The organism is Puniceispirillum sp. (SeqCode) (assembly GCF_965657105.1).
Taxonomy (GTDB): Bacteria; Pseudomonadota; Alphaproteobacteria; order Puniceispirillales; family Puniceispirillaceae; genus Puniceispirillum.
In genome coordinates, this window is sequence record NZ_CBFHNB010000023.1 from 20,667 (window position 1) to 28,905 (window position 8,239).

7 protein-coding genes are annotated in these 8,239 nt (G+C 51.1%); all 7 read right to left on the minus strand.

Going from position 1 to position 8,239, the window contains the following annotated elements; genetic code table 11:
• Positions 1 to 2: 2 nt before the first annotated feature.
• From mraY to ACTF7Q_RS04905, 7 genes are read right to left on the minus strand one after another with little or no spacing between them, the layout of a single operon-like run.
• Positions 3 to 1,091 carry a phospho-N-acetylmuramoyl-pentapeptide-transferase gene (gene mraY / locus ACTF7Q_RS04875; protein ID WP_438996736.1) on the minus strand — a complete coding sequence of 363 codons (1,089 nt, stop codon included), beginning with the start codon at positions 1,089 to 1,091 and terminating at the stop codon, positions 3 to 5.
• Positions 1,081 to 2,532 (minus strand): UDP-N-acetylmuramoyl-tripeptide--D-alanyl-D-alanine ligase, encoded by a 1,452-nt coding sequence (locus ACTF7Q_RS04880; RefSeq protein WP_438996737.1) that lies wholly within the window; start codon positions 2,530 to 2,532, stop codon positions 1,081 to 1,083. Before ACTF7Q_RS04880 ends, mraY begins: the two co-directional genes overlap by 11 nt.
• The gene (locus ACTF7Q_RS04885; RefSeq protein ID WP_438996738.1) at positions 2,529 to 4,037 is read right to left on the minus strand and encodes a UDP-N-acetylmuramoyl-L-alanyl-D-glutamate--2,6-diaminopimelate ligase; all 1,509 of its coding nucleotides are present in this window, start codon (positions 4,035 to 4,037) and stop codon (positions 2,529 to 2,531) included. The genes ACTF7Q_RS04880 and ACTF7Q_RS04885 overlap by 4 nt, the downstream gene beginning before the upstream one ends.
• Positions 4,024 to 5,742 (minus strand): peptidoglycan D,D-transpeptidase FtsI family protein, encoded by a 1,719-nt coding sequence (locus tag ACTF7Q_RS04890; RefSeq protein ID WP_438996739.1) that lies wholly within the window; start codon positions 5,740 to 5,742, stop codon positions 4,024 to 4,026. Before ACTF7Q_RS04890 ends, ACTF7Q_RS04885 begins: the two co-directional genes overlap by 14 nt.
• A complete protein-coding gene (ftsL, locus tag ACTF7Q_RS04895; RefSeq protein ID WP_438996740.1) occupies positions 5,742 to 6,209 on the minus strand; it encodes a cell division protein FtsL in 468 nt (155 codons plus the stop codon). The genes ACTF7Q_RS04890 and ftsL overlap by 1 nt, the downstream gene beginning before the upstream one ends.
• Entirely contained in the window at positions 6,200 to 7,204 is a 1,005-nt protein-coding gene (gene rsmH / locus ACTF7Q_RS04900; protein ID WP_438996741.1) for a 16S rRNA (cytosine(1402)-N(4))-methyltransferase RsmH, read from the minus strand. Before rsmH ends, ftsL begins: the two co-directional genes overlap by 10 nt.
• Complete coding sequence (locus tag ACTF7Q_RS04905; protein ID WP_438996742.1) at positions 7,204 to 7,686, minus strand: division/cell wall cluster transcriptional repressor MraZ; 483 nt, start codon at positions 7,684 to 7,686, stop codon at positions 7,204 to 7,206. Before ACTF7Q_RS04905 ends, rsmH begins: the two co-directional genes overlap by 1 nt.
• Between the last annotated feature and the right edge of the window lie 553 nt (positions 7,687 to 8,239).

An 8,239-nucleotide genomic window follows, 5' to 3' on the forward strand; every position in this document is an offset into this window, starting at 1 on the left:
CCCTAACGTAGCTTTAGTGATGACAAGGCGACGATGCCCAGCATGAAAGCAATGATCCAGAAGCGGATAACGATTGTTGACTCGGCCCAGCCCTTTTTCTCGAAATGATGATGCAAAGGTGCCATTAGAAAAATACGCTTGCCAGTCAGCTTGAATGAGGCAACCTGCAAGATAACCGAGGCTGTTTCGAGAACGAAAAGACCGCCAGCAATCGCCAGCACCAGCTCATGTCTGGTAGCCACTGAAATAGCACCAAGTGCGCCGCCCAGCGCAAGCGACCCTGTATCTCCCATGAACACACGGGCAGGGGGGGCGTTAAACCATAAAAAGCCTAATCCAGCGCCGATCAGTGCCCCGCACATAACCGCCAGTTCACCAGTACCTGGGACATAATTGATTTGCAGATAATTGGCAAAATTCACGTTACCAGCTAGATAGGCGATCAAGGTGAAACAACCAGCCACGATCATCACCGGCACAATGGCAAGGCCATCAAGCCCATCTGTCAGATTCACCGCATTTGATGCCCCAACAATCACCAGCATGGCAAAAGGCACATAAAACAGGCCAAGGGCGATAATGGTATCTTTCATGAAAGGTACCGAAATGCCATAGCGGACGTCGCTTGGCGATAGCTGGATGAATACCAGCGTGGCAAAGAAAGCAACAATTAGCTGCAACCCCATCTTCATGCGTCCTGACATGCCATGGTGCGAACGGCGGCGCAGTTTCATCCAGTCATCAACACTGCCGATAGCACCAAAAACCAATGCCACTGATAAAACAGGCCACATATAGGGGTTCGATAACGGCGTCCATAGCAATGCCGAAATGGCAAAAGCCGCCAGTATCAATAACCCGCCCATGGTGGGGGTGCCAATTTTGGTAATCAGATGCGATTGCGGGCCATCATCACGAATAGGCTGGCCTTCTTTCTGATTTGCTTTCAGCCAACGGATAAATACCGGACCAAATAACAGGCTTAGAAACAAAGCTGTAACCGTTGCCCCGCCAGTTCTAAACGTGATGTAGCGGAACAGGTTGAAGAACTGGTATTCACCCGCCAATGGAACAAGTAAATCAGGTAACATGCAATTTGCCCTTGGCTAGGTGTGAGGCGGCAGACGTGGCTGGTGTCTTGTCGGTCAGGACGCTGAGAACAGCGTCGGTGACGCGCCATGCGCCAGAACCTTTTGATCCCTTGATAAAGATTGTATCGTTAGTCTGAACAAGCCGTGCCAGCATGTCGGTTGCATGTGCCGGATCGTCGGCGATGATTACATCACAGCTAGGAGCCGCTTTGGCAAAGGCATGGGCAAAGTTAGCCCCGATGGTAATGACATGGCGCGGGGCAATGCTGGCGACGGTTGTAACAATATCGTCATGCGCGGCAGCGCTATCGCTGCCTAGTTCGAGCATGTCACTCAATACCATTATGTCGGTATGGCGCGCGCCTGTTAAAAATGGGGCAAGTGCAGCCGACATCGATGCTGGACTGGCATTATAACTATCATCGATAACTGATATGGCATGGCCATTGAAAAAGCCGCTATGACGTGCGCCACGTCCAGCAATATCTCCAAAACTGGCTAGATCATTACTGGCGGCGACCGGATCTTCGCCCAGCGCATATATACAAGCCAGAACACCCAAAGAGTTCATCGCCCAATGCTGTCCTGACATGCCTAAATGAAAGCTGACGGGAACGCCGGATAAATCGGCCTCTATGTTCATGCCATCATTATCCTGACGCGCTGACAGCAAACAGAATTCGGCATCGCTATGACTGCCAAAGGTTACAATCCGGCTGACGCCCGCGCTCTTGGCGGCTTCAGATAGTTTCGGGAAAAACGGATCATCACTGTTCAGAACAGCCGTGCCGCCGTGCATACCTTCGAATATTTCGGCTTTGGCGTCGGCAATGGCGTCAATCGAATCAAAATGCCCTGAATGGGCCGCAGCAATCCGAGTGATCATGGCAATATCAGGCTGGGCAATACGCGTTAGGCTGGCAATTTCACCTGCGTGATTCATGCCGATTTCCTGAATCGCAAACTGGCTATCTTTTGGCAGTGCGGCAAGGCTTAACGGCAGGCCGATATGATTATTGAAATTGCCTTCATTCGCATGGCTTTGACCACATGCGCGTAATAGATGCGCCAGCATCTCCTTGGTGCCTGTTTTACCAACTGAACCGGTGATGGCAATCATCGAACCTTTAAACCGGTTGCGTCCGGCAACTGCCAACGCGGTCAAGGCTGCCAAACAGTCCGGCACAACGATCTGTGCAAGGTTAATAGAGGTGTCGGGCGTTGCTACAAGGGCTGCGCTGGCATCCCCATTGGCGGCCTTGGCAAGGAAGTCATGCCCATCCGCTTGCGCACCTGGCAAAGCCACAAACAGACTGCCTTTACGGCACATGCGGCTATCCATTGTGATATGATCTATCGGTGCTGGCACCATTGCTGTTTCAGCCATGATGCCATTGGTATGCGTGCAGATTTCATCGACTGTCCACAGATGCGCGGTCATTTATGCGCCTCCGTCATATCTGCAATGATCCGGCTGGCAACAGATATGTCACTAAAGGGCAAGGTTTCATCACCGATCAATTGAACGGTTTCATGCCCTTTGCCAGCTATCAGCAGAACATCACCCTCAACCAGCTGTTCGAGTGCGGTTTTTATGGCGGTATCGCGTGGGGTAATTTCGATACTCTTGGGGCTGGCGGCCATAATCGCTGAACGGATACTGGCTGGATCTTCAGACCGTGGATTATCGTCAGTGACGATCACCATATCGGCGGCGTCATCAGCAATGGCACCCATCAACGCCCGTTTTGACGGATCACGGTCGCCACCACATCCAAACAGCACATAAAGTTTACGGCTAACTTCAGGTCGCAGGGCTTCTAGCGCAGCGCGCAAGGCGTCAGGCGTATGGGCAAAATCAACAACAATCTGTGCGCCCTGTGGATGCCCCGTTACGGTCTGCATCCGCCCTGGGGCTGGTTTGAGATAGGCTAACCCACCAAGCGAGTCCTGTAGAGGCAGGCCACTCATATGAGCCATGATGCCGGCGGTTAAGGCGTTAACCGCCTGAAAGGTGCCGGACATGGCAAGTGGGATATGCCAGCTTTCGCCGTTATGCTTAACCACCATTTCCAGAATATTGTCGATCGGTGTAACGTTTTCGATCTGGAAGTCGGCATCATCGGCAAAGCCGAATGTCTTTAAAACAATCTTTCGTGCGTCACCTTGTGCTGTCAGCATTTTGCAAAGCCGGCGACCATAGGGATCATCAATATTGATGATGGCCGCACCTGCATGCATCAGTAAATCCATGAACAGATGTGATTTGGCGACAAAGTAAGACTCCATATCATCATGATGATCGAGATGATCTTGCGTCAGATTGGTAAAGGCGGCGATATGGATGTTGAGTCCGTCAAGACGTTGTTGCACAAGGCCGTGCGAACTGGCCTCAAGCGCAAGATGCGTTATCCCCGCATCGCATAGGGGGGATAGGGCAGAGTGCAGAGACACGCTGTCAGGTGTTGTAAGCTTTGGTAAATCTAGGATTTTACCATCCATTTTTCGTGTGTGAGTGCCTTTGATACCCAAGGTGCCGATCGATGCTGCCTGCCATGTAACACGCGTCCATAGCTGGCGCAGAAAATCGGTTGTCGATGTTTTACCATTAGTGCCTGTCACCGCGGCGATCATGCCTGGTTGTTTGCGCCAGAAGCGGGCGGCGGCTTTGGCTAGCACAAGCCGCGGGTTTTCAACCATGATAATGGGGATGTCCAGATCATTAAGCGGGGCATCCAAAGGGCGCATATCCGTCAGAATGACATTGGCGCCTGCATGAATGGCGGCTTTGATGTAAATACGACCATCAGTCGAACTGCCCGCCACCGCGGCAAACATATCGCCCGGTTTGATGGCGCGCGAATTGTCGCTCATGCCGCCAATCTTTATCGACGCGGCGTGATCGGGAATGTCTGCCAGATATTTCAATAGATCAGAAAGATGCAAGTGTTGCCTCCTGATTGCCAATATTGAAATCAAGCATGAGTTTCTGGCGAATTGATGGCGATTCTTCGTCAACAGGGTGCACACCTAAGATAGGTGAAATCTGCTCGACAATTCGGCGCACTGCTGGTGCCGCTACCCAGCCCCCAGTTGCAAAGCCACTGGATTGCTTCTGTCCTTTTGGCTCATCAACCATGATCACGATTACATAGCGCGGATCGTGGACGGGAAAGGTTGCCACAAAGGTAGCCAAATTGGCCTTGGCATTATAGCCGCCATTCGCTTGCACTTTTTCGGCGGTACCGGTCTTGCCGCCAACCATATACCCGGGTGCACGGGCTTTCTTGCCGGTGCCTTCTTTATGCGAAACAACCAGCCGCATCATGGATCTGACGGCGCGGGCTGTATGCTCGGAAAAGACGCGCGTTTTGATAATTTCATCACCCGTTTTACGCTTTAGCAATGTTGGAGCTATCCGCAGGCCATTGCTGCTTGCTGTTGAAACAGCGCTGGCAAGATGGACGGGTGAAATCGAAATACCATGTCCGTATGACACCGTAAGGGTTGCGGCACGCTTCCAGTGTTTTGGCGATAATGGCTTGGCAATTTCTGGTAATTCAAGCGGCAAACGATCCAACAGGCCAAGCCGCTGCATATATTCTTTCTGAATAGACGCGCCAAATTCTTCTGCCATCAAAGCTGAACCGATATTCGACGAATGCACCATGATCTCGGCGACATTTAAGGGCTTTTTGCTAGGGTGATAATCATTGATCGTAAAGCGTGACACCCGAAGTGGTTTCATGACTTCAAATTCGGTACGTGGGGTTGCCGCTCCGGTTTCCAGCGCTATCGCAGTATTCAGCACCTTAAAGGTCGAACCCATTTCATACAGGCCCTTGGTTGCCCGATTAAACCGCGCATCATCGCTGGCTTTGGCGAAATGATTGGGGTTGTAATCAGGCAAAGAGGTCATCGCCAAAATTTCGCCAGTGCGTGTATCGAGTAAAACGCCAGCACCGCCAATAGCCTCAAACTCATTAATTTGTTTTGATATTTCAGCGCGCATGATCGCCTGTAGCCCCACATCAAGCGACAGATGAATATCCTTGCCTGCGGCCAGATGTGCGTCTTGTGATTTTTCGATGCCCGCAATGCCGTTATGTTCGGGATCGACCTGGCCTAGAATATGTGCGGCTGTTTCAGCGCGTGGATAAACACGTAAAGTGCTTTCGGCAAAATAAACACCCGGAATGCCAAGCCGCAGGATTTCGGCATGGCGTGCTGGTGTCAGTTTCCGATCAAGTTCGACATAGCGGGTCTTTTTGGACAGTAATGTTTTCAGACTTACCTCATCATACCGTGCAATCAAAGGTGCCAGCTTGGAAGCTGCGTCGGTTACATCCATGATTTCACGGGGGTCAGCATGCAAAACCGTAATTGGCAGATTGGTCGCCAGAAGACGCCCCTTGCGATCAATTATCTGACCACGCTCGACATGCGCTGTTTTAAACTGATTGGCCATACGCTCGCGTGCGCCCGCATCTGACAGGTTGAAAATCCGAAAACCTATAATGCTGAAAGCCAGTATAGCTACACTCGCACATAGCAATAGGCGTATTTCTGCAATCACCCGTGATGCGGCAGGGTCAGGTCGTGGCGGCAACACTAGATTACGCACATTAGATAGAAATCCGCCTTTCCGCATTACGGTTTATCCTTTCCAGCTGTAACGGCCTTGATATGACTGCCTTTGAGCGTGATGCTTGGAAGTGCGACCGATATTTTCGTGTTTTTTTCAGAGATATCTTGAGAGTTTGTATGGTTAATGGCGCGTGCTTTGGGTGCTTTTGGCACTGGAAGTTGCACTATTGGCGTCGGTTTTTGGGAATTGGTGTCTGACATAACGCGCATGGGGATGGCGTCAAGTGGCAGAATGCGGTCATAGCTGATTGGCTCCATATTAAGTAGCGTGCTGGATAGACTCATGATCCGCTCAGGCCTTGATAAATAAGCCCATTCAGCTTCAAGCACAGCAATGTCGCGTTTGGTTGCCGCTATTGTCAGTTGCAGATCATTCAGCCGATCTTGTCGTGCATCGATACCGGTTTTGACCTGATACAAGGTTGTGCCAAGGCCAGCTAGAACAAGGGCGCTAATTAAAATCATGCGCATAGGGCGTTCTCCTGTCGGGGATAGGGGGCATCGGTGCGCATGGCGACACGTAATTTGGCAGATCGGGCGCGGCTGTTATCTTCACGTTCGCGTGTCCCCGCTTGTAGGGCTTTGCGGGTCAGCAGTTCAAATGTTGGGGCTGGGCCATTGCTGGGCGGGCGATGCCGCGACGGTTGTGATGCAATCTGGCTTCGGGACGCCAGAAAACGTTTCACAATCCGGTCTTCAAGGGAATGGAATGACACCACAGCCAGCATGCCACCTGGTTTCAACATGGCCTCGCTTGTCGTAAGCGCAGATTTCAACTCGTCAAGCTCGCGATTGACATAAATACGCAAGGCCTGAAAACTGCGCGTTGCGGGATCAATCTGGCCAGGGCGCTTGGCTGGCATAACACTATGAATGATGGCCGCAAGCTGGCTGGTGCTGGATATGGTTGTTTCACTGCGCGCTTTGATAATGGCTTTGGCGATACGACGGGATGCTTTTTCTTCGCCATACTCCCACAATATCTGGGCAATATCGTGTTCTTCATGCGTCATAACAACATCGGCTGCGCTAAGTCCAGATTGCGACATACGCATGTCCAGCGGCCCATCCTGACGAAACGAAAAGCCGCGATCCGCCTGATCAAGTTGCGTCGAACATACGCCAAGGTCAAAAGCGGCGCCGTCCAGAACCGCCGCATCTGCATGATTTATGGATCCCAAGTCTGTCGATACAAATGCGCTTTGAACCAGAGAGTGCATTTCGGAAAAGCAGCCTTCCACAAGGGCAAAGCGTGGCTTATATTCAGCCACCATCATCTGCCCACGGGCAATCGCGTCGGGATCGCGGTCAATCGCTATGACGCTACAGTCAGCGGCATCAAGAAGCGCCCGGCTATAACCGCCATTGCCGAAAGTGGCGTCAAGATAGGTCTTGCCATTGGCGGGGCGCAAAGCATCCACCACCTCGTTTAATAAAACCGACTGGTGAAGCATCTGGCCACTCATTAGCGGCCTCCACTATGCGGAGGATCTTGGGATGCACTCCGGCCTAGCCTTAGCGAGGGCAGCCCCGCTGTTTTGGCACGGTTACGTGCGTCTGTCTCACGATTGCGATAACGATCAGGTAACCAAATCTGGAATGACCGGCCAATACCGGCATAAAGTGCGCTTTCATCCAGCGCGGCAAAGGCGATGAAGTCGGCTGACAACATGATCCGGCCTTCGCTATCCAGTTTCATTTCCTGGGCGCTTGACAGCATTGTCTGCAAAGTCGCGACTTCTTCGGACAGGCTGTCCATCGTATCGATCGCATCAACGATCTGGCCAATCCGCTCAGAGCCACAGCCCTCAAGGCATGGTTCGGTAAGCGATTTATAGATATAAAGCGGATCCTCCCGACGTTCCAGCACAGCACGGAAAGGGGCTGGCACGGATAAGCGCCCCTTTTTATCTATCCGATGCTCAAATGTGGATAGAAATAAATCCACGCGACGCTCCTATATCCTTAGCCGTGCCAGCCAGTTATTCCGGTCATAAGCGGAATGCCATGCACCGGGTATCACTCTCAAACTCCCTAATTCTTCAGATGCAGCGCAGGATTCCGCAGGGAGGAACTAGAAAACGCGCCATTCACCCAAAGATGGGATATTATGGGATACCATGGGAAATAATGGTCGTCAATGGGTTTTAACTTGCTTTTCATGGGAAAAGGTAAGCTTTTCAATATATTAAATGTAAAATATGAGAAAGCGTCCACAAGATAATGAAATATATAATTTTTTCAAATTACGTTCATTTTTTGTTCTTATTTTAACGTTTTTTAACCATTGTAAGATTGTAAGATGACACAAATAATGAGAATGCGGCATTTGGCGGCATTTACCGGCACATAATGGCACAATCTGGCTGTCACCATGGCTTTACGCCTATCGCGCCGCGCCGCGGCATCATCGCGTCAATTACCGTGAAAAGTGGGAAATAAGCTGGTTCTTGACAAAAGTGATAAGAATTATCAAACGCTGATCTTGAGCCGTTTAAACA